Annotated in this window: 12 protein-coding genes and 2 other RNA genes; 9 read left to right on the forward strand and 5 right to left on the reverse strand. The window is 57.9% G+C overall.

Features of this window, described 5'->3' with window-relative positions:
• Positions 1-3: 3 nt before the first annotated feature.
• The 3 genes from nirB (at position 4) to AC2CGP_RS15850 (ending at position 8,185) form a co-directional block, all read left to right on the forward strand.
• A complete protein-coding gene (gene nirB, locus AC2CGP_RS15840; protein ID WP_213760079.1) occupies positions 4-4,071 on the forward strand; it encodes a nitrite reductase large subunit NirB in 4,068 nt (1,355 codons plus the stop codon).
• Positions 4,071-6,677 carry a nitrate reductase gene (locus AC2CGP_RS15845; protein ID WP_213760078.1) on the forward strand — a complete coding sequence of 869 codons (2,607 nt, stop codon included), beginning with the start codon at positions 4,071-4,073 and terminating at the stop codon, positions 6,675-6,677. Before nirB ends, AC2CGP_RS15845 begins: the two co-directional genes overlap by 1 nt.
• Before the next feature lie 131 nt (positions 6,678-6,808).
• Positions 6,809-8,185, forward strand: a complete 1,377-nt coding sequence (locus AC2CGP_RS15850) for a YchO/YchP family invasin (RefSeq protein WP_032711419.1) — start codon at positions 6,809-6,811, stop codon at positions 8,183-8,185.
• On the opposite strand, the gene narL is transcribed toward AC2CGP_RS15850, so the two are convergent.
• Both narL and narX read right to left on the reverse strand, forming a co-directional pair.
• Positions 8,182-8,832, reverse strand: coding sequence for a two-component system response regulator NarL (gene narL / locus AC2CGP_RS15855; protein WP_015705094.1), 651 nt, complete (start codon positions 8,830-8,832; stop codon positions 8,182-8,184). The two genes, AC2CGP_RS15850 and narL, sit on opposite strands and share 4 nt — an antisense overlap.
• 10 nt (positions 8,833-8,842) lie before the next feature.
• On the reverse strand, positions 8,843-10,621 hold the full coding sequence (gene narX / locus AC2CGP_RS15860; RefSeq protein WP_015367089.1) for a nitrate/nitrite two-component system sensor histidine kinase NarX: 1,779 nt from the start codon (positions 10,619-10,621) through the stop codon (positions 8,843-8,845).
• Positions 10,622-10,932: 311 nt separating this feature from the next.
• Here narX and AC2CGP_RS15865 point away from each other — a divergent pair, with 311 nt between their 5' ends.
• The 5 genes from AC2CGP_RS15865 (at position 10,933) to narI (ending at position 19,367) form a co-directional block, all read left to right on the forward strand.
• Entirely contained in the window at positions 10,933-12,321 is a 1,389-nt protein-coding gene (locus tag AC2CGP_RS15865; RefSeq protein WP_015705095.1) for a NarK family nitrate/nitrite MFS transporter, read from the forward strand.
• Between the two features lie 386 nt (positions 12,322-12,707).
• Complete coding sequence (locus AC2CGP_RS15870; RefSeq protein WP_015367086.1) at positions 12,708-16,451, forward strand: nitrate reductase subunit alpha; 3,744 nt, start codon at positions 12,708-12,710, stop codon at positions 16,449-16,451.
• A complete protein-coding gene (narH, locus tag AC2CGP_RS15875) occupies positions 16,448-17,983 on the forward strand; it encodes a nitrate reductase subunit beta (protein ID WP_015705097.1) in 1,536 nt (511 codons plus the stop codon). Before AC2CGP_RS15870 ends, narH begins: the two co-directional genes overlap by 4 nt.
• Positions 17,980-18,690, forward strand: coding sequence for a nitrate reductase molybdenum cofactor assembly chaperone (gene narJ / locus AC2CGP_RS15880; RefSeq protein WP_015705098.1), 711 nt, complete (start codon positions 17,980-17,982; stop codon positions 18,688-18,690). The genes narH and narJ overlap by 4 nt, the downstream gene beginning before the upstream one ends.
• Positions 18,690-19,367 (forward strand): respiratory nitrate reductase subunit gamma, encoded by a 678-nt coding sequence (gene narI, locus AC2CGP_RS15885; RefSeq protein WP_126028739.1) that lies wholly within the window; start codon positions 18,690-18,692, stop codon positions 19,365-19,367. The genes narJ and narI overlap by 1 nt, the downstream gene beginning before the upstream one ends.
• Here narI and AC2CGP_RS15890 read toward each other — a convergent pair.
• The gene (locus AC2CGP_RS15890; protein ID WP_047079572.1) at positions 19,364-20,260 is read right to left on the reverse strand and encodes a DMT family transporter; all 897 of its coding nucleotides are present in this window, start codon (positions 20,258-20,260) and stop codon (positions 19,364-19,366) included. The two genes, narI and AC2CGP_RS15890, sit on opposite strands and share 4 nt — an antisense overlap.
• Positions 20,261-20,367: 107 nt before the next feature.
• Here AC2CGP_RS15890 and AC2CGP_RS15895 point away from each other — a divergent pair, with 107 nt between their 5' ends.
• Entirely contained in the window at positions 20,368-20,811 is a 444-nt protein-coding gene (locus AC2CGP_RS15895; RefSeq protein ID WP_015367081.1) for an Lrp/AsnC family transcriptional regulator, read from the forward strand.
• 116 nt (positions 20,812-20,927) lie between these two features.
• Here the strand turns inward: AC2CGP_RS15895 and AC2CGP_RS15900 are convergent.
• Positions 20,928-21,060, reverse strand: a non-coding RNA gene (locus AC2CGP_RS15900) — RtT sRNA.
• A gap of 43 nt (positions 21,061-21,103) precedes the next feature.
• Positions 21,104-21,172, reverse strand: a non-coding RNA gene (locus AC2CGP_RS15905) — RtT sRNA; the annotation flags it as partial.

Here is a 21,172-nt window from a genome sequence, read left to right on the forward strand (position 1 = left end):
GGAATGATGCGGCGACTGGTAATTATCGGCAACGGTATGGCGGCAACCCGGCTGGCAGAGAAGCTGGCGGCGCGCGCGCAGGGGCGTTTCATCATCACGCTTATCGGCGATGAACCGCAGCCGGCCTACAACCGCATTCAGCTCTCGCCGGTACTCGGCGGGGAAAAAACGGCGGCGCAAATCCAACTGCTGCCGACGGAGTGGTACGCACAGCATGGTGTCCGCGTGCGGCTTGGCGAGGCGGTCAGCGAAGTGGATGTCGCCGGGCGGAGGTTGCGCGTCGGCGGCGACTGGCTGGGATGGGATGAACTGGTGTTCGCCACCGGATCGCAGCCGTTTATCCCGTCGCTGCCGGGCATTGAGCGCCCGCAGGTATTCGCCTTTCGCACCCTGGCGGATGTTAAAGACATCCTGGCAATCCCCGGCCCGGCGGTGGTAATCGGCGGTGGCGTATTGGGCGTGGAGGTCGCGGCGGCGCTGCGCCGTCACGGTGGGGAAGTGACGCTACTCCATCGCGGTAGCGGTTTGATGGAGCCGCTTACCGATGCTTTCGCTGCGGAACAGTTAAAACAACAGCTTGAGGCACGCGGCATCCGCTGCGAGCTGGAGAGCCGAATTGCCGCTATTGACGAGCAGCATGTGCGGCTGGAGGACGGGCGCGCTTTTGCCGCCAGCCGGGTGGTGTTGGCCACCGGAGTGCGGCCGGATATCCGTCTGGCGGCGCGCAGCGGCGTAGCCTGCCAGCGGGGGATTATCGTCGACCGCCGGATGGCGACCTCGGTGCCGGGGATCAGCGCTATCGGCGAGTGTTGTGAGATTGACGGCCAAACCTGGGGGCTGGTGGCTCCCTGCTTGCGCCAGGCCGATGTGTTAGTTGAACGCCTGTGCGGGGTTCCCGGCGAAGAATTCAGCTGGCAGGACGGCGGCACCCGGCTGAAGGTCACCGGTATCGAGTTTTTTAGCGCCGGTGAACAGCGGGCCGGCGAGCAGGACCAGATCTACAGCAGTTGGGACCCCATCGATCGCCACTACCGTCGCCTGTTGGTCCGCGATGGCCGGCTGCACGGCGTGCTGCTGCTGGGCGACTGTCAGCATGCGGCGCCGCTTACCGCGCTGCTCGGCAGCGATAAGTCTCCTTCAGCGGAGTGGCTTTTTGACCCTTCTATAACGCAGCCGCGGGCTGCAGGAAAAATTACGATGACTAAACCTGTATTAGTGCTGGTCGGACACGGCATGGTCGGCCACCATTTTCTTGAGCAATGCGTGAGCCGGAACCTGCACCAGCAGTACCATATCGTGGTTTTTGGCGAAGAGCGCTATGCCGCCTATGACCGGGTTCATCTCTCGGAATATTTCGCCGGGCGCAGCGCAGAGTCGCTATCGCTGGTAGAGGGAGACTTTTTTAACCAGTACGGGATTGAGCTGCGGCCAGGAGAGACGATCGCGGAAATCGATCGTCCGGCGCGAATCGTGCGCGATGCCCACGGCCATGAAACCCATTGGGATAAGCTGGTGCTGGCGACCGGCTCCTATCCCTTCGTGCCGCCAATCCCCGGTAACGATGAAGAAGGCTGCTTCGTCTATCGTACGCTTGACGATCTTGACCGCATTGCCGCCCGCGCCGCCACTGCGCAGAGCGGGGTAGTCATTGGAGGCGGGCTGTTGGGGCTGGAAGCCGCCAACGCGTTAAAACAGTTGGGGCTTAAGACCCATGTGGTGGAGTTCGCCGCCAACCTGATGGCGGTGCAGCTGGATAACGGCGGCGCGGCGATGCTGCGGGAGAAAATTCTCGATCTTGAGGTTGGCGTGCACACCAGCAAAGCGACAACGGCGATAGTGCGCACCGCCGACGGGCTGCAGCTTAACTTCGCCGATGGCGGCACGCTGCAGACCGATATGGTGGTCTTTTCCGCCGGGATCCGCCCGCAGGATGCGCTGGCGCGCGGCGCAGGCCTGGCAATCGGCGAACGCGGCGGTATCGGTATCGATGACCACTGCCGGACCTCGGACGCAGATATATTGGCGATTGGCGAATGCGCGCTGTGGGACAACAAAATTTATGGCCTGGTGGCGCCGGGCTACCACATGGCGCGCACCGCGGCTGCGCAGTTGGCCGGCGAAACCGCCCGCTTTAGCGGCGCCGATATGAGCACCAAACTCAAACTGCTCGGCGTGGATGTAGCGTCGTTTGGCGATGCTCACGGACGTACAGCTGGTTGCCAGAGCTATCAATGGACCGATGGTCCGCGGCAGATCTACAAAAAGATCGTTGTCAGCGCTGATGGCAAAACGCTGCTGGGCGGCGTATTGGTGGGCGATGCCGGTGACTACGCGACGCTGTTGCAGATGATGCTGAACGGCATGGCGCTACCGTCTCGTCCGGAAAGTCTGATCCTCCCGGCCATGGATGGGGCCACGACGAAAGCGCTGGGGGTGGCTGCGCTGCCGGATAGCGCGCAGATTTGCTCTTGCCATAACGTCAGTAAGGGAGACATTTGCCAGGCGGTCAGCGCCGGAGCGGGCGACATGGCGGCGATAAAAAGCTGCACTAAAGCGGCGACCGGCTGCGGGGGCTGTAGCGCGCTGGTCAAACAGGTGATGGAACACCAGCTTGCCGGGCAGGGCGTCGAGGTTAAAAAAGATATCTGCGAGCATTTTCCGTGGTCGCGGCAGGAGATCTATCATCTGGTACGAGTCAACCACATCCATACCTTCGATCAGCTCATTAGCCGTTACGGGCAGGGCCACGGCTGTGAAGTGTGTAAACCGCTGGTGGCGTCGGTACTGGCCTCCTGCTGGAATGAGTATCTGCTGAAACCGGCGCATCTGCCGCTGCAGGACACCAACGATCGCTACTTCGCCAATATTCAGAAAGACGGTACTTACTCGGTGGTGCCGCGGATGGCCGCAGGCGAAGTGACACCGGACGGGCTTATCGCTATCGGCCAGATCGCCAAACGTTACCAGCTGTACAGTAAAGTGACCGGAGGACAGCGTATCGACCTGTTTGGCGCGCGGCTGGAGCAACTGCCGGACATCTGGCGCGAGCTGGCGGCGGCGGGATTTGAAACCGGACACGCCTACGGCAAATCATTACGCACGGTAAAATCCTGCGTCGGCTCGACCTGGTGCCGCTATGGGGTTCAGGATTCAACGGGGCTGGCGGTAAGGCTTGAACATCGTTACAAGGGGCTGCGCGCGCCGCATAAAATCAAAATGGCGGTCTCGGGCTGTACCCGCGAATGTGCCGAAGCGCAAGGTAAAGACATTGGGGTTATTGCGACTGAAAAGGGCTGGAATCTTTACGTCTGCGGCAACGGCGGGATGAAACCGCGCCATGCGGACCTCTTTGCGAGTGACCTTGATGACGCCAGCCTAATCCGTACCGTCGATCGGTTGTTGATGTTTTATATTCGCACCGCCGACCGCCTGCAGCGCACCAGTAACTGGATGGATAACCTTGAAGGCGGCGTGGCGTATCTACGCGAGGTGATCTTGCACGATAGTCTCGGAATCGGCGATGAGCTGGAGCAGGAGATGGCGCGGGTGGTGGATAGCTACCAGTGCGAATGGCAGACCACCCTGAACGATCCACAGCGGCTGGCGCTATTCCGTTCCTACGTTAACAGCGATGAGGCCGATGAGGCGGTGCAGCGGCAAATCCTGCGCGGTCAGCCGCAGCTGGTGGCGCCGCAAGGGCTTGGGCAACCGGCCCTGCCGTCGCGGCCGTGGCAGGCGATCTGCGATCTGGACGCGATCCCGCCGCAGGCGGGGATCGGCGCGCGCCTCGGCGAGCGGCAAATTGCGCTGTTCCGCTTCGGCGAGCAAGTTTATGCGCTGGATAACCAGGAACCCGGCAGCGAGGCCAACGTGTTATCGCGCGGCATTTTAGGCGACGCGGGCGGCGAGCCGATCGTTATTTCGCCGCTGTATAAACAGCGGATTCGCTTGCGAGATGGTCGCTTGTACGACAGCGGCGAGCCGTCGGTGCGCGCGTGGCCGGTGAAGATCGAACAGGGCAAAGTGTGGGTCGGCAACCAGGCATTGCTGCTGCGCGCGGAGGCGAGCTGATGAGCGAAACCCGAACCACCTGTCCATACTGCGGCGTCGGCTGCGGAGTTATCGCCCGCGTTGAACCCAGTGGAACCGTCACGGTTCGCGGCGATGAAAACCATCCCGCTAACTTTGGCCGCTTGTGCGTAAAAGGGGCAGCGCTTGGGGAAACGACCTCGCTTAGCGGGCGGTTATTACACCCTGAAGTCGATGGCCGGGCGGTCGGCTGGCCGCAGGCGCTGGCGGAGGCGGGTTCACGTCTGCGCGACATTATTGAGCGCTACGGCCCGCAGGCGGTGGCGTTTTACGCCTCCGGTCAGCTGTTAACTGAGGATTATTACGCCGCCAACAAGCTGATGAAGGGCTTTATCGGCGCCGCCAATATCGATACGAATTCGCGGTTATGTATGTCATCGGCGGTCACCGGCTATAAGCGGGCGCTCGGCGCGGACGTCGTGCCGTGCAGCTATGAAGATGTCGAGCAGAGCGATCTGGTGGTGCTGGTGGGCTCCAACGCCGCCTGGGCGCATCCGGTTCTCTATCAGCGGTTGGCGCAGGCGAAACGCGATAATCCGCGGTTGCGGATCGTGGTGGTGGATCCGCGACGCACCGCGACCTGCGATATTGCCGACGATCATCTGGCGTTGGCGCCCGGTAGCGATGGCGGGCTATTTGTCGGCCTGCTAAATGCCATTGCCGCCAGCGGTGGAATGGCGGCGGGTTTTCGCGACCAGCGGCAGGCGCTGACCATCGCCGCGCAATGGAGTGTGGAAAAAGCGGCCGCTTTCTGCGGCCTGGCGCCGGAGCAAGTGGCTCGCTTTTATCGTGATTTTATCGCTGCGCCTCGCGCCATCACGCTGTACACCATGGGAATTAATCAGTCCGCCAGCGGCAGCGATAAGTGCAACGCGATTATCAATGTCCATCTTGCCAGCGGGAAGTTTGCCCGCCGCGGCTGCGGGCCGTTTTCGCTGACCGGTCAACCCAACGCCATGGGCGGGCGTGAAGTGGGGGGGCTGGCGACGATGCTGGCGGCGCATATGAATTTTGAGCCGCAGGACCTGCAGCGATTAGCGCGCTTTTGGGGCAGCGAGCGACTGGCGCAGACGCCAGGGCTAACCGCCGTCGAACTCTTCGCCGCGATTGGACGCGGCGAGGTCAAAGCGGTGTGGATTATGGGGACCAATCCAGTGGTCTCACTGCCCGATAGCCACGCGGTGAGCCAGGCACTGTCCAGGTGTCCGCTGGTGATGGTCTCCGATGTCGCCGCCAATACTGATACGGGGCGCTTTGCCCATATCCGCTTTCCGGCGCTGGCATGGGGCGAAAAAAACGGTACCGTGACCAACTCGGAGCGGCGAATTTCGCGTCAGCGGGCTTTTTTGCCGCCGCCGGGGGAGGCGAAAGCCGACTGGTGGATCATTTCCCGTCTCGCCGCCGAATTAGGTTATGCCCGGGCTTTTTCATGGCAACATCCGCATGAGGTGTTTTGTGAACACGCGGCGCTCTCAGGATTTGAAAATGACGGTCAGCGGGCGTTTGATATTGGCGGGCTGGCGGACCTCAGCCGGGAGGCGTGGGATGCCCTGGCGCCGGTGCGCTGGCCGGTGAGCCGCAGCACCGCGCCCTGGCGGTTAACGGAGGGCTGGCACGGCGACGGCAGGTTGCGGATGATGCCGGTGTCGCCGCAGCCGACCCGGGCGCAGACCGAGGCATTTTATCCATTAATCCTCAATAGCGGACGTATTCGCGATCAGTGGCATACCATGACCCGCACCGGCGACATACCGCGGTTGATGCAGCACATTGCCGAACCGGTCGTCGAGGTGGCGCCTGCCGATGCGCGTCGCTTTCAATTACGTGAGGGAGAACTGGCTCGCGTCTGGTCACGCCACGGCGTGATGATTGCGAAGGTGATAGTCAGCGAAGGGCAGCGCGCCGGTTCGCTCTTTGTGCCGATGCACTGGAATAATCAGTTTGCCCGCCAGGGACGGGTCAATAATTTACTGGCGGCGGTCACCGATCCGCATTCCGGGCAGCCGGAGAGCAAGCAGTCGGCGGTGGCGATAGCGCCGTGGCGGTCGGCATGGCAAGGAGAGCTCTTATCTCGCGAGTCCTTAGCGTTGCCATCCTCGCTGCACTGGCGGCGACGGGCGGTGGTAGGGCTTAGCCATTTGTCGCTGGCCGCGGATACCGGCCCGCAAAGCTGGCTGACCGAGTGGTGTCGCAAGCAGGGATGGCAGTTGCAAATTGCCGAGGGCGGCGGGCTGTGGAACCTACTGGCCTGGCACGACGGGCAATTGATGCTCGGCTGCTGGAGCGATATTAAGCCGCCGCAAATCGATGCTGAATGGCTGTATACGGCGTTTCGGACGCCGCCGCAGACCGCCGGCCTACGCCATGCGTTGCTCAGCGGCCGTAAGGGCGGCGACAGCGCGCCGCGTGGGCAGACTATCTGTAGTTGCTTTAGTATCGACGAGCGGCAGATCGGCGAGGCTATTGCCGGCGGCTGCGTCAGCGTAGAGGCGCTTGGCGCGAAGCTCAAGTGCGGCACCAACTGTGGTTCCTGTATTCCGGAACTCAAAGCGCTGCTGGCGGCAAATCAAACCCGAACGCCGGTTTGATGATCGGGGACAGCAAACGTCAACCGGTTTCAGTTTATTCCTGGAATGGCCCACAGGGCTGCGGGGAAGGGCAAAAAACGATAAACTAACGTGATGTGGTTATTCCCCGTGAGCTTACGTTAATCCGTTTGATGCCTTTGCCGTACCGCTTAACCCCATCACTGACGCTTCTCCTGCTGCTGACAGGCGCTCCCGCCTGGGCGCTGATTGCTAACGATAACAGTATGCCGCCGCAAACGACGCTGCCCGATTTAGGCATAGCGCCGCAGGTCGACGACGATGCCAAACATTTCGCCGAGATGGCCAAGAAATTCGGCGAAGCCAGCATGAGCGATAACGGACTCACCACCGGCGAGCAGGCGCGGATGTTCGCCATCAGCAAAATCGGCAATGAGTTCAGCCATCAACTGGAAAACTGGCTGTCGCCGTGGGGTAATGCCAATATCGACCTGTTGGTGGATAAAGAGGGTAACTTCACCGGCAGCAAGGGTAGCTGGTTTGTGCCGCTGCAGGACAATGAGCGTTACCTCACCTGGAATCAATATTCGGTTACCCGGCGCGAGAACGATCTGGTTGGCAATGTTGGGCTGGGCCAGCGCTGGCGTGTCGGTAGCTGGCTGCTGGGTTATAACTCGTTTTACGACAAAGTGCTCAGCGAGAGCCTGGCGCGCGGCAGCATCGGCGCGGAAGCCTGGGGCGAGTATTTGCGCTTATCGGCCAACTATTACCACCCACTTGGCGACTGGCAGTTGCGGGAAAATCAGACCCAGGAGCAGCGGATGGCCGTCGGTTATGACGTGACTGCCCAGGCACGATTGCCGTTTTATCAGCACATCAATACCAGCGTCAGCGTCGAACAGTACTTCGGCGATAGTGTCGATCTGTTTCATTCCGGTACCGGATATCATAATCCGGTGGCGGTTTCGGTGGGACTGAATTACACCCCGGTACCGTTGGTGACGGTCACCGCTAAACACAAACAGGGTGAAAATGGCGTCAGCCAGAATAATGTCGGCCTGAAGCTGAATTATCGTTTTGGGGTACCGCTGAAACAGCAACTGGCGGCGGATGAAGTGGCTATCAGCAACTCGCTACGCGGCAGCCGCTACGATAGCCCGGAACGCGATAATCTGCCGGTAGTGGAGTATCGACAGCGTAAGAATCTGACGGTCTATCTGGCGACGCCGCCGTGGGATCTGCACTCCGGTGAAACGGTACAGCTGAAGTTGCAAATTAATAGCCTGCACGGCATTAAATCGCTGCATTGGCAGGGGGACACTCAGGCGCTAAGCCTGACGCCGCCGGTTAATGCCAACAGTGCGGATGGCTGGAGCATCATTATGCCGGTGTGGAACAGCGAGCCGGGCGCGGTGAATCGCTGGCGTCTGTCGGTGGTGGTTGAAGATAAATCGGGTCAGCGCGTCTCTTCCAATGAGATCGCACTGGCGCTGACCGAGCCGCTGGTGACGTTTACGGCTCCCGACGTTTCCTGGACGGAATCGCCTTAGAAGATCCGTTCCTGGTGAACCCAGACGGCGGCTTCAACCCGTGATTTCAGCTTCATTTTCTTCAGCATGTGTTTCACATGCACTTTAACGGTGCTTTCGGTGATATCCAGGCGGCGGGCAATCATTTTGTTCGGCAGGCCCTGGGCAATCAGCTTCAGAATATCACGCTCGCGCGGGGTCAACTGGCTGATGTCGCGGTCGGACGTGGCGCGATTAGCGCGCAGGCTGGCGGCCAGTACCGGGGTTAACGCTTCGCTTAATACCATTTCGCCTGCAGCGGCCTGCTGCAGCGCTTTCAGCAGATCTTCTGGTTCCATATCTTTCAGCAGGTAGCCGTCGGCGCCGCGTTTCAGGGCGGTCACTACGTCCTCTTCATGATTGGAGACGCTGAATACCACCACGCGGCCGGAGAGCGATTTTTCCCGCAGCTTGTCGAGCGTTTCGAGGCCGTTCATCCCTGGCATATTAAGGTCCAGTAGAATCAGGTCCGGATCCAGCGATTCCGCCAGTTCGATACCTTGTTCGCCATTACTGGCTTCGCCGATAACCTGAATGTCCGGCGCCATGCTAACCAGTTGCTTTACGCCAGTGCGCAGCATGGGATGATCATCAATGAGAAGGATGGTTGCCCGTTCCTGTTGACTCATAGGGGTCTCCTTATTGGATTGAAAACGATTTTTCCGGGATAAATGTCACCACGACTTCGGTACCGCCGGTCTCCCGGCGGCGCACCTGACAGTCGCCGCGCAAGCTTTGCGCGCGATCCCGCATAATAATTAAACCGTAATGGTTACTTCGCTCCGCGTTTTCCGGTACGCCGCGGCCGTTATCGGCAACGACTAAACGTACCTGATTATCGCGTTGTGACACGGTCACGATGACTTCTGTCGCGTTAGCATGCTTCAACGCATTGCTTAACGCCTCGCGGGCGATCTGCAGCAGGTGAATCGCCTGATGCGACGGGACAAAACGTGGCGGCAACTGATAATCCAGTTGCACCGTGAAACCAAAGTGCGCGCTGTACTCCTGACAACTGGCCTCCAGCGCCGGGCGCAGACCCGCCTCGGTAAGCTGCAGGCGGAAGGTGGTTAACAGCTCCCTTAGCTGCGCCCAGGAGGTATTGAGTTCGTTGCGGATCTGCCCCAACAGCAGCCGGCTTTCATCCGGCAGGCTATCGCCCTGCATCTGCAGACAGCTTACCTGCATCTTCATGCACGAGAGCGACTGGGCGATAGAGTCGTGAAGCTCGCGGGCGATGGTGGCACGCTCTTCCATCACGATGAGCTGCTGCTGTTTTTCCTGATGGCGATCCAGCGCCAGGGTGCTGGTCAACTGCTCCACCAGCGTGTCGACCAGTTGCTGTTGGTCGTGGCTCAGGTGGCGGCCAACCGGCAGCGTTGCCAGCAGGATGCCATACTGGTTATGCGCGTCTGATAGTCGCCATTTCAGCGTTGTGCCGCCATCCGGCAGCGGGGGAAGATCGCGCGGACATAGATAGCAGCCTTTATCATCGCATTCGATATCGGAGTGGCAGGCAAACTCCTGATGATTGTCTTCATCCTCGAGGTCATACACCCGCACTTCAATATCTCGTAATAGCGTCAGCCCCTGCAGACCGTTCAGCACCGGTGAGATGCGCTCGCACAGCGGGGCGCTGGAGTGTAATCGACGGTTGGCCTGCCATAAAAAGGCCAGGATCTCGTTTTTCTGCTCGAGGCCGGCGGTCTTTTCCTGTACCCGCCGTTCAAGCACGGCGTAGCTTTCCGCCAGCTCTTCCGACATGTTATTCAACGCCATGCCGAGGGTCGCCATTTCGTTGCGACCGCTGATGTGCGCGCGCTGGGTAAAATCGCGCTGGCTGACCGCCCGCGCCATACCCAGTAACTGTTTCCATGGCCGCAGCAGGCGGGCGCGCAGCCAGATAATGGTAAAGATCAGCAGCAGCGCCATGCCGATGGCGAGGATGCGGTGGATCCAGACCACGCGCTCGATACGCTGTTCGGTGGTGTGGTCGAAAGCGGTAACCAACTGGTCAATACGGTCGACAAAGTCGGCGACATCCTGTGCCACGTCGCTTTGCCTGACGGCCTGTTTCATGCCCGGTCCCAGCGACAACTGCCAATATTGCTGCAGCGCTTTCAGCTGTACTTCCTGGCCGTCACGACGCGCGGAGTATTGCAACTCCGGGCTAAATACGGTAGCGGTCATATCGTTAAACAGCTTTTGATCGTTGGCCGTCAGCGGAATAGCCGCCAGCAGGCGGTAACTCTGCATACGCAACGAGCCTGCCTTGTTAATGGCGTGGGCGCTGCCCTGCACTCCATGCACCAGGCGGGCGGATATCGCCATACCGGCCACGCCAATAATGGTGGCGAGCAGTACGATTAACGCCAACTGATTAACCAATGTGAGCGGCGTAAACAAACGTTTTAACATGGAATGGGTGGCTCCTGATGGGTCATCTCTCCGGGAGTGGCGCTTATTCTCGGCTATCCCCTGGAGTATACCCATACCCCTAAGGGATTACCCCTTAATTGTCGGTGGTAGGTGGCGTGGTGGGAGGGATAACCACGAACCCAGCAGTCGCGTGAAAAACCACACTTTTTTTCTCATAATTATCTACTCACTTCGGAGCATGATTTATTTTTGTACAAAATGGCTCGCGCTTTTCCTTTGATTTATATCAACTTACAGCCTTGAGCAACCCCTAAGGTAGCATCAGGAAATATGAATAATCAGAGGTATCTATGAGTCAATCTTCAATCCCGGAGAAGGCTAGCAGCTCAGTCATCACCGACTGGCGTCCTGAAGATCCTGAGTTTTGGCAACAGCGCGGCCACCGTGTGGCGAGCCGCAATTTATGGATCTCCGTTCCCTGTCTTTTACTGGCGTTCTGCGTCTGGATGTTGTTTAGCGCCGTCGCGGTAAACCTCAATAAAGTGGGTTTTCAGTTCACTACCGATCAGCTGTTTATGTTAACCGCATTGCCAGCGCTTTCCGGCGCGCTGCTGCGCGTACCTTATGCCTTTATGGTCCCGCTGTTCGGCGGCCGCCGCTGGACGGCGTTCAGTACCGGTATCATGATTATTCCGTGCGTTTGGCTTGGCTTTGCGGTACAGGATACTTCCACACCGTTTAGCGTGTTCGTGATTATCTCTCTGCTGTGCGGCTTTGCCGGCGCTAACTTTGCTTCCAGTATGGCGAACATCAGCTTCTTCTTCCCGAAAGAAAAGCAGGGCGGCGCGCTGGGGGTTAACGGCGGTCTGGGTAACATGGGCGTCAGCGTGATGCAGCTGGTTGCGCCGCTGGTAGTCTCGATTTCTATTTTTGCCGTTTTTGGCGGTAGCGGTAGCGAGCAGCCGGATGGCTCAATGCTGTATCTGGAAAACGCCGCGTGGATCTGGGTTCCATTCCTGATCATCTTTACCCTGGCCGCGTGGTTCTTTATGAACGATCTGTCGGCCTCAAAAGCATCGCTGAGCGAACAGTTGCCGGTACTTAAACGCCTGCATCTGTGGATTATGGCGCTGCTGTATCTGGCGACCTTTGGTTCCTTTATCGGTTTCTCCGCCGGGTTTGCGATGCTGTCAAAAACCCAGTTCCCGGACGTGCAGATCCTGCACTACGCCTTCTTCGGTCCGTTTATTGGCGCGCTGGCGCGTTCGATGGGCGGGGCGATTTCCGACCGTCTCGGCGGGACCCGCGTGACGCTGGTGAACTTCGTGGTGATGGCTATTTTCTGCGCGTTACTGTTCCTGACTCTGCCGACAAATGGTCAGGGCGGCAACTTCATCGCCTTCTTCGCGGTATTTATGGTGCTGTTCCTGACCGCCGGGCTGGGCAGCGCCTCTACCTTCCAGATGATTTCCGTGATCTTCCGTAAGCTTACGATGGACCGCGTGAAAGCGCAGGGCGGCAGCGAAGCGCAAGCGATGCGTGAAGCGGCGACGGATACCGCCGCGGCGTTGGGCTTTATTTCGGCGATTGGCGCGATCGGTGGTTTCTTTATTCCGAAAGCGTTCGGTATTTCGCTGGATCTGACCGGCTCGCCGGCCGGGGCAATGAAAGTCTTCCTCGTTTTCTATATTGCCTGCGTAGTAATCACCTGGGCGGTATACGGCCGTAAACAGAAATAAGTCTTTTCTTAATGTGAAGTGACAGGGCGCGCCACAGGGTGCGCCCTTTTTATTATTTGTTGTTAGTTACAACATACTTTTACTTGTGCAAAGCTGTTGAATTCAGGGAAATAACTATCGGTACGTCATCTACCACTTAATACCTAAGCGTGGCATAAATCCCGGTTAACATTCTGTCATATTTAAAATAATCCTTATAAAACAATTGGATATTTAATAAATATCATTACTACTTTGGTGGTACCTGCGAGTTGGGTGCGGATTTATAAGCTATTTCGCATTGATCGCCATCAATTCTCCTCTTCTGGCATGGCGCTATTTTCGCTGCAAATCCAGCAATGTCGATTTATCAGAGAGCCGTCAGGCTCCATATCAGGAGAAACCCGATGAGTAAATTTCTGGACCGGTTTCGCTACTTCAAACAGAAGGGTGAAACCTTTGCCGATGGGCACGGCCAGCTTCTTAAAACCAACCGGGATTGGGAGGATGGATACCGCCAGCGTTGGCAGCATGACAAAATCGTGCGTTCCACTCACGGTGTGAACTGCACCGGCTCATGCAGCTGGAAAATTTATGTCAAAAATGGCCTGGTCACCTGGGAAACTCAGCAAACTGATTACCCGCGTACCCGCCCCGATCTGCCGAACCATGAACCACGCGGCTGCCCGCGCGGCGCCAGCTACTCCTGGTATCTGTACAGCGCTAACCGCCTGAAATATCCGCTGATGCGTAAGCGTCTGATGAAGATGTGGCGTGAAGCGAAAGTTCAGCATAGCGATCCGGTTGAGGCATGGGCTTCAATTATTGAAGATGCCGATAAAGCGAAAAGCTTTAAACAGGCCCGCGGTCGCGGCGGTTTTGTTCGTTCTTCATGGAAAGAAGTGAACGAACTGATTGCCGCTTCAAACGTCTATACCGTCAAAACTTACGGTCCAGACCGCGTGGCAGGCTTTTCGCCGATCCCGGCGATGTCGATGGTTTCCTATGCGTCCGGCGCCCGTTACCTGTCGCTGATTGGCGGTACCTGTCTGAGCTTCTACGACTGGTACTGCGACCTGCCGCCAGCCTCGCCGATGACCTGGGGCGAACAGACCGATGTGCCGGAATCTGCCGACTGGTATAACTCCAGCTACATCATCGCCTGGGGCTCCAACGTCCCGCAGACCCGTACCCCGGACGCGCACTTCTTTACCGAAGTTCGCTACAAAGGGACCAAAACCGTGGCGATTACTCCGGACTATGCCGAAATCGCCAAGCTCTGCGATCTGTGGCTGGCGCCGAAGCAGGGTACCGATGCCGCGATGGCGCTGGCGATGGGCCACGTCATGCTGCGTGAGTTCCACCTCGATAAACCGAGCCAGTACTTCACCGATTACGTACGTCGCTACACCGACATGCCGATGCTGGTCATGCTCGAAGAGCGCGACGGCTACTATGCCGCTGGCCGTATGCTTCGCGCTGCCGACCTGGTTGACTCCCTGGGCCAGGAGCAGAATCCGGAATGGAAAACCGTCGCCTTTGACGAGAAGGGCGAAATGACCGTACCTAACGGTTCTCTGGGTTTCCGCTGGGGCGACAAAGGCAAGTGGAACCTCGAACAGCGCGATGGTAAAACCGGCGAAGAAATTGAGCTGCGCCTTAGCCTGCTTGGCAGCCATGATGATATCGCCAACGTCGGTTTCCCATACTTTGGCGGCGAAGGTTCCGAGCATTTCAACAAAGTCGACCTCGAAAACATTCTGCTGCACAAACTGCCGGTAAAACGCCTGCAGATGGCCGATGGTTCCACCGCGCTGGTGACTACCGTTTATGACCTGACCATGGCGAACTACGGCCTGGAACGCGGTCTGAACGATGAAAACTGCGCGACCAGCTACGATGACGTCAAGGCGTACACTCCGGCCTGGGCAGAAAAAATCACCGGCGTATCCCGCGCGCACATCATCCGTACCGCGCGCGAATTTGCCGATAACGCCGATAAGACCCATGGCCGCTCGATGATTATCGTCGGTGCGGGCCTGAACCACTGGTTCCATCTGGACATGAACTACCGCGGGCTGATCAACATGCTGATCTTCTGCGGCTGCGTTGGCCAGAGCGGCGGCGGTTGGGCGCACTACGTTGGTCAGGAAAAACTGCGTCCGCAGACCGGCTGGCAGCCGCTGGCGTTCGGCCTTGACTGGCAGCGTCCGGCACGCCACATGAACAGTACATCGTACTTCTATAACCACTCCAGCCAGTGGCGCTATGAAACCGTCACCGCGCAGGAACTGCTGTCGCCGATGGCGGATAAATCCCGCTACAGCGGACATCTGATCGACTTCAACGTGCGCGCTGAGCGTATGGGCTGGCTGCCGTCGGCGCCGCAGCTGGGCGTGAACCCGCTGCGTATTGCTGACGAAGCGAAGAAAGCCGGCATGACGCCGGTCGATTACACCGTGAAATCGCTGAAAGAGGGGTCTATTCGCTTTGCGGCCGAGCAGCCGGAGAACGGTAAAAACCATCCGCGTAACCTGTTTATCTGGCGTTCCAACCTGCTGGGCTCCTCCGGTAAAGGCCATGAATATATGCTCAAGTACCTGCTGGGTACCGAGAATGGTATTCAGGGCAAAGACCTTGGCAAGCAGGGCGGCGTGAAGCCGGAAGAAGTCGAGTGGCGGGATAACGGTCTTGACGGCAAACTGGATCTGGTCGTCACGCTCGACTTCCGTCTGTCGAGCACCTGTCTGTACTCCGACATCGTACTGCCGACCGCAACCTGGTACGAAAAAGACGACATGAATACCTCGGATATGCATCCGTTTATTCACCCGCTGTCTGCCGCCGTTGACCCGGCCTGGGAATCCAAAAGCGACTGGGACATCTATAAAGGTATCGCTAAGAAATTCTCTGAAGTCTGCGTAGGCCACCTCGGCAAAGAAACCGACGTCGTGACGCTGCCGATTCAGCACGATTCCGCCGCGGAAATGGCGCAGCCGTTTGACGTTAAAGACTGGAAAAAAGGCGAATGTGACCTGATCCCAGGTAAAACCGCGCCGCATATTATTCCGGTCGAGCGTGATTATCCGGCGACCTACGAGCGTTTCACCTCTATCGGCCCGCTGCTGGAAACCATCGGCAACGGCGGTAAAGGTATCGCCTGGAATACCCAGAGCGAGATGGACCTGCTGCGTAAGCTCAACTACACCAAGGCGGAAGGTCCGGCGAAAGGCCAGCCGAAGCTGGAGACCGCTATTGACGCCGCTGAGATGATCCTCACCCTGGCGCCGGAAACTAACGGTCAGGTAGCTGTGAAGGCGTGGAAAGCGCTGAGCGAATTTACCGGCCGCGACCATGCGCATCTGGCGCTGAACAAAGAAGACGAGAAGATCCGTTTTCGCGATATCCAGGCGCAGCCGCGTAAGATCATCTCCAGCCCGACCTGGTCTGGCCTGGAAGACGAACATGTCTCCTATAACGCTGGCTACACCAACGTCCACGAGCTGATACCGTGGCGTACGCTCTCCGGCCGTCAGTCGCTGTATCAGGATCACCAGTGGATGCGCGACTTTGGCGAAAGCCTGCTGGTCTATCGTCCGCCGATTGACACCCGTTCGGTGAAAGCGGTGATGGGCGAGAAGTCCAACGGCAATAAGGAGAAGGCGCTGAACTTCCTGACGCCGCACCAGAAGTGGGGGATTCACTCTACTTATAGCGATAACCTGCTGATGCTGACTCTGTCGCGCGGCGGGCCGATCGTCTGGATGAGCGAAGCGGATGCGAAAGATCTGGGTATCGAGGATAACGACTGGATCGAAGTCTTCAACGCCAACGGCGCCCTGACGGCGCGTGCGGTAGTGAGCCAGCGCGTACCGGCAGGAATGACCATGATGTACCACGCGCAGGAACGTATCGTTAACCTGCCGGGTTCTGAAGTTACCGGTCAGCGCGGGGGGATCCACAACTCGGTTACCCGTATTACGCCAAAACCGACACATATGATCGGCGGCTACGGCCACCTGGCGTACGGCTTTAACTACTATGGCACCGTCGGTTCCAACCGCGATGAGTTTGTTGTGGTACGTAAGATGAAGAACATTAACTGGTTAGACGGCGAAGGTAATGACCAGGTACAGGAGAGCGTAAAATGAAAATTCGTTCACAAGTCGGCATGGTGCTGAATCTCGATAAATGCATCGGCTGTCACACCTGCTCCGTAACCTGCAAAAACGTCTGGACCAGTCGTGAAGGGATGGAGTACGCCTGGTTTAACAACGTAGAAAGTAAGCCGGGCGTCGGTTTCCCGAACGACTGGGAAAACCAGGAAAAATGGAAAGGCGGCTGGATCCGTAAAATCAACGGTAAACTGCAGCCGCGTATGGGCAACCGCGCGATGCTGCTGGGTAAAATCTTCGCCAACCCGCATCTGCCGGGAATCGATGATTACTACGAGCCGTTTGATTTTGACTACCAGAATCTGCATAACGCGCCGGAAAGCAAACATCAGCCGATCGCTCGTCCGCGTTCGCTGATTACCGGCCAGCGGATGGACAAAATTACCAGCGGCCCGAACTGGGAAGAGATCCTCGGCGGCGAGTTTGAAAAACGCGCCAAAGACCAGAACTTCGAAAACATGCAGAAGGCGATGTACGGCCAGTTCGAAAACACCTTCATGATGTATCTGCCGCGCTTATGCGAGCACTGCCTGAACCCGGCGTGCGTCGCGACCTGCCCGAGCGGTGCCATCTATAAGCGTGAAGAAGACGGTATTGTCCTGATCGACCAGGATAAGTGCCGCGGCTGGCGTATGTGCATCACCGGCTGCCCGTACAAGAAGATCTATTTCAACTGGAAGAGCGGGAAATCCGAGAAATGCATCTTCTGCTACCCGCGTATTGAATCCGGGATGCCGACGGTGTGCTCCGAAACCTGTGTGGGACGTATTCGCTATCTCGGTGTCCTGCTCTACGACGCGGACGCGATTGAAAACGCAGCCAGCACCGAGAATGAGAAAGATCTGTATCAGCGTCAACTGGACGTCTTCCTCGATCCTAACGATCCAAAAGTGATTGAACAGGCGTTAAAAGATGGCGTACCGCAGGGCGTAATTGAAGCCGCGCAGCAGTCGCCGGTTTACAAAATGGCGATGGACTGGAAGCTGGCGCTGCCGCTGCACCCGGAATATCGCACCTTGCCAATGGTTTGGTACGTGCCGCCGCTGTCGCCGATTCAGTCCGCGGCCGATGCGGGCGAACTGGGTAGCAACGGGATCCTGCCGGATGTAGAAAGCCTGCGTATTCCAGTCCAGTATCTGGCGAACCTGCTGACCGCGGGCGATACCCAGCCGGTACTGCTGGCGCTGAAACGTATGCTGGCGATGCGCCACTTCAAACGTGCGGAAACCGTCGACGGCATCGTCGATACCCGCGCGCTGGAAGAGGTCGGGCTGAGCGAAGCGCAGGCGCAGGAGATGTACCGTTATCTGGCTATCGCTAACTACGAAGATCGTTTCGTGGTGCCGAGCAGCCATCGCGAACAGGCTCGCGATGCCTTCCCGGAGAAGAGCGGTTGCGGCTTTACCTTCGGCGATGGTTGCCACGGCTCTGACAGCGAATTCAACCTGTTTAACAGCCGTCGCATTGACGCCATTGACGTTACCAGCAAAACGGAGCCGCACGCATGATTGAACTCGTGATTGTGTCGCGTCTGCTCGAATACCCTGACGCTGCCTTATGGCAGCATCAGCAGGAGATGTTCGAGGCTCTCGCGTCATCGGAAAAACTCGCCAAAGAAGATGCCCAGGCGCTGGGCGTTTTCCTGCGCGATTTAGTGGCTCAGGATCCGCTGGACGCCCAATCGGCGTATAGCGAGCTGTTTGACCGCGGCCGCGCCACCTCGCTGCTGCTGTTTGAACATGTTCACGGCGAGTCCCGCGATCGCGGGCAGGCGATGGTCGACCTGATGGCGCAGTACGAGCGCCACGGTCTGCTGCTGGATAGCCATGAGCTGCCGGATCACCTGCCGCTGTACCTTGAGTATCTGGCGCAGTTGCCGGAAGAGGAAGCGCTTGGCGGCCTGCGGGACGTTGCGCCAATCCTTGGCCTGCTCAGCGCGCGTCTGCAACAGCGCGAGAGCCGCTATGCGGTGTTGTTCGAGCTGCTGTTGAAGCTTGCCAATACTCAGGTCGATAGCCAGAAAGTGGCGGAGAAGATTGCCGACGAGGCCCGCGACGATACACCGCAGGCGCTGGATGCCGTCTGGGAAGAAGAGCAGGTCAAATTCTTTGCCGACCAGGGCTGCGGCGAGTCGGAAATCTCCGCTCACCAGCGCCGTTTTGCCGGAGCCGTGGCCCCGCAATATTTGAATATCTCTAACGGAGGACAGCACTAATGCACTTCCTGAATATGTTCTTCTTTGACATCTATCCGTACATTGTGGGTTCAGTGTTCCTTATTGGCAGCTGGCTGCGCTACGACTACGGCCAGTACACCTGGCGCGCCGCCTCCAGTCAGATGCTGGATCGTAAAGGGATGAACCTGGCGTCAAACCTGTTCCATATCGGGATCCTGGGTATTTTTGCCGGTCACTTCCTCGGCATGCTGACCCCGCACTGGATGTATGAGTCCTTCCTGCCGATCGACGTGAAGCAGAAAATGGCGATGTTTGCCGGCGGCGCGTGCGGCGTGATGACGTTGGTCGGCGGTTTACTGCTGCTCAAGCGCCGTCTGCGGAGCCCGCGCGTTCGTGCTACCACCACCACAGCGGATATCCTGATCCTCTCGTTGCTGATGGTGCAATGCGCGCTGGGTCTGCTGACCATTCCATTCTCCGCCCAGCATATGGACGGTAGCGAAATGATGAAACTGGTCGGCTGGGCGCAGTCGGTGGTGACCTTCCACGGCGGAGCTTCGCAGCATCTCGATGGCGTAGCTTTTGTCTTCCGTGTTCACCTGGTGCTGGGGATGACGCTGTTCCTGCTGTTCCCGTTCTCGCGCCTGGTTCACATCTGGAGCGCGCCGGTCGAGTACCTGACGCGCAAATACCAGATTGTGCGCGCGCGTCGCTAGTTCATTCTCGACGGCTGACTTACCCCGCCATGGCGGGGTTTTTTTTCGCCCCAGCCAAGGTTGTTGCCCGCCGCAGCAAACAGAATCAGCACCCCTCCAGCCAACTGCAGCGGCGTGAGCGCATGATGGAAAACCAGATAGTCAACCACGATAGCCACCAGTGGATAGATAAACGAGAGCGAACCAGTGACCGGCGTCGGCAGCTTTTGAATCGCACTATATAAAAGTTGATACATAATCCCGGTATGGACGATGCCGAGGATCAGCAAATAGCGCCAGGGAAAATGGCCGTTAAACTCGGGGGCATGAACCAGCGGCAAAAGCATTACCGTACCGACGATAACCTGAATAAAGGCAATATGCTGCGCCGGTAGCGGCTGCAGCTTGCGGGCGATAATGGCGGTCAGGGCATAAAAAAACGCCGCGCATAACGCCAGTGCAATGCCAGTAACGAGGTTGTCGCCGTGGCCGGGAGTTAGTTCGCTCGATAGCAGAATCACCACGCCGCCAAAGGCCAGCAGTAACCATCCCCATTTTACCGCGCTTACCCTTTCACCTAGTATCATGCTCAGTAATACCAGCATAAAGGGCTGGGTGTTGTAGACCACGGTGGCCATCCCGATAGAAACGCGTGAGTAGGCGGCAAACAGCAGCAGCCAGTTGATCACCAGCGCGACGCCGCCAAGGACTGCCAGCGCCAGAGTGAGGCGCGTCAGGCGGCTGAAGGGTTGCCGGCTTAACAAAATAAACAGCAATAATGTGACCGCGCCGATAAGACAGCGCCAGAAAACCACGTCGATTACCGGCAACCCTGAGAGCAGCACGAATGCGCCAATCGAGCCGGAAATGATCATCGCCAGGCTCATCTGCCAGACACCACGAGAAAGCTGCATATTTCACCTCCAGAAGTTTTCCATTATTGTCGTGAAAAGCCTGACAGCTTGATATATCTGAAATAAGGTAAAAACAGATGAATACCTTTATTAATTAGGTGAAATAAATGGAATACGTAATTGATGAAATAGACCGGGCGATTCTGACCTGCCTGACACAAGATGCCAGAGTTTCGCTCAAGGTATTGAGCGCGCAGGTGGGATTGACCTCGCCGAGTACCGCCGAGCGGGTAAAACGCCTGGAGGAAAAAGGGGTAATTGAGGGGTATGGCGCGCGGGTGAATCTGGCGGCGCTGGGATATAGTCTGCAGGCATTAGTACGAGTGAGACCGCTACCGGGATTGCTGCAAAAAGTGGATAAATATATCCAGGCTATGCCGGAGTGTATTGAAAGTGACAAGGTCACCGGAGAGGATTGTTTTGTTATGCGTCTTGTGGTCCGTGATATTGCGCAGCTGGATACGATACTGGATGGTCTCGCAGAGTATGCGCAGTGCAATACGTCGGTGGTGAAGAGTTCACCGGTAAAAAGACGATTGCCCCCACTGTGAATTTTCCCGGAGGCGGTGCTGCGCACCTGTCCGGGCTACCAAACGGCACCACCTGTAGCCTCGCTAAGCGAAGCGCGAGCGAGGAGATAGCAGTGCAGGTGGCTGAGAGTGTGCAAGAGTAGTGGGGGAAGGATTACTCGGCGCTAAAGCGCCTCGCCCTTCGGGCCGTTGCCTGCGGCAACGTTCTCTCGCTGGCGCTCGAGTCGAACCTTAGTCGAAGCTTCTCATCCTTCCCCGCAGGGCAGAATATAGAATATCGCAGGTAGATTAAGCTGGGCATGACATGAGGAGATGGTGGTGGGGGAAGGATTACTCGGCGCTAAAGCGCCTCGCCCTTCGGGCCGTTGCCTGCGGCAACGTT

It is taken from the genome of Klebsiella sp. SYXHC3 (genome assembly GCF_057196925.1).

What these genes read in the sequence shown, in the direction of transcription:
- narI (WP_126028739.1), top strand. Translation starts at nt 18,690, where the DNA reads ATGCACTTCCTGAATATGTTCTTCTTTGACATCTATCCGTACATTGTG.
- nirB (WP_213760079.1), top strand. Translation starts at nt 4, where the DNA reads ATGATGCGGCGACTGGTAATTATCGGCAACGGTATGGCGGCAACCCGG.
- AC2CGP_RS15890 (WP_047079572.1), bottom strand. Translation starts at nt 20,260, where the DNA reads ATGCAGCTTTCTCGTGGTGTCTGGCAGATGAGCCTGGCGATGATCATT.
- AC2CGP_RS15850 (WP_032711419.1), top strand. Translation starts at nt 6,809, where the DNA reads ATGCCTTTGCCGTACCGCTTAACCCCATCACTGACGCTTCTCCTGCTG.
- narJ (WP_015705098.1), top strand. Translation starts at nt 17,980, where the DNA reads ATGATTGAACTCGTGATTGTGTCGCGTCTGCTCGAATACCCTGACGCT.
- AC2CGP_RS15865 (WP_015705095.1), top strand. Translation starts at nt 10,933, where the DNA reads ATGAGTCAATCTTCAATCCCGGAGAAGGCTAGCAGCTCAGTCATCACC.
- narH (WP_015705097.1), top strand. Translation starts at nt 16,448, where the DNA reads ATGAAAATTCGTTCACAAGTCGGCATGGTGCTGAATCTCGATAAATGC.
- AC2CGP_RS15895 (WP_015367081.1), top strand. Translation starts at nt 20,368, where the DNA reads ATGGAATACGTAATTGATGAAATAGACCGGGCGATTCTGACCTGCCTG.
- narX (WP_015367089.1), bottom strand. Translation starts at nt 10,621, where the DNA reads ATGTTAAAACGTTTGTTTACGCCGCTCACATTGGTTAATCAGTTGGCG.
- AC2CGP_RS15870 (WP_015367086.1), top strand. Translation starts at nt 12,708, where the DNA reads ATGAGTAAATTTCTGGACCGGTTTCGCTACTTCAAACAGAAGGGTGAA.
- AC2CGP_RS15845 (WP_213760078.1), top strand. Translation starts at nt 4,071, where the DNA reads ATGAGCGAAACCCGAACCACCTGTCCATACTGCGGCGTCGGCTGCGGA.
- narL (WP_015705094.1), bottom strand. Translation starts at nt 8,832, where the DNA reads ATGAGTCAACAGGAACGGGCAACCATCCTTCTCATTGATGATCATCCC.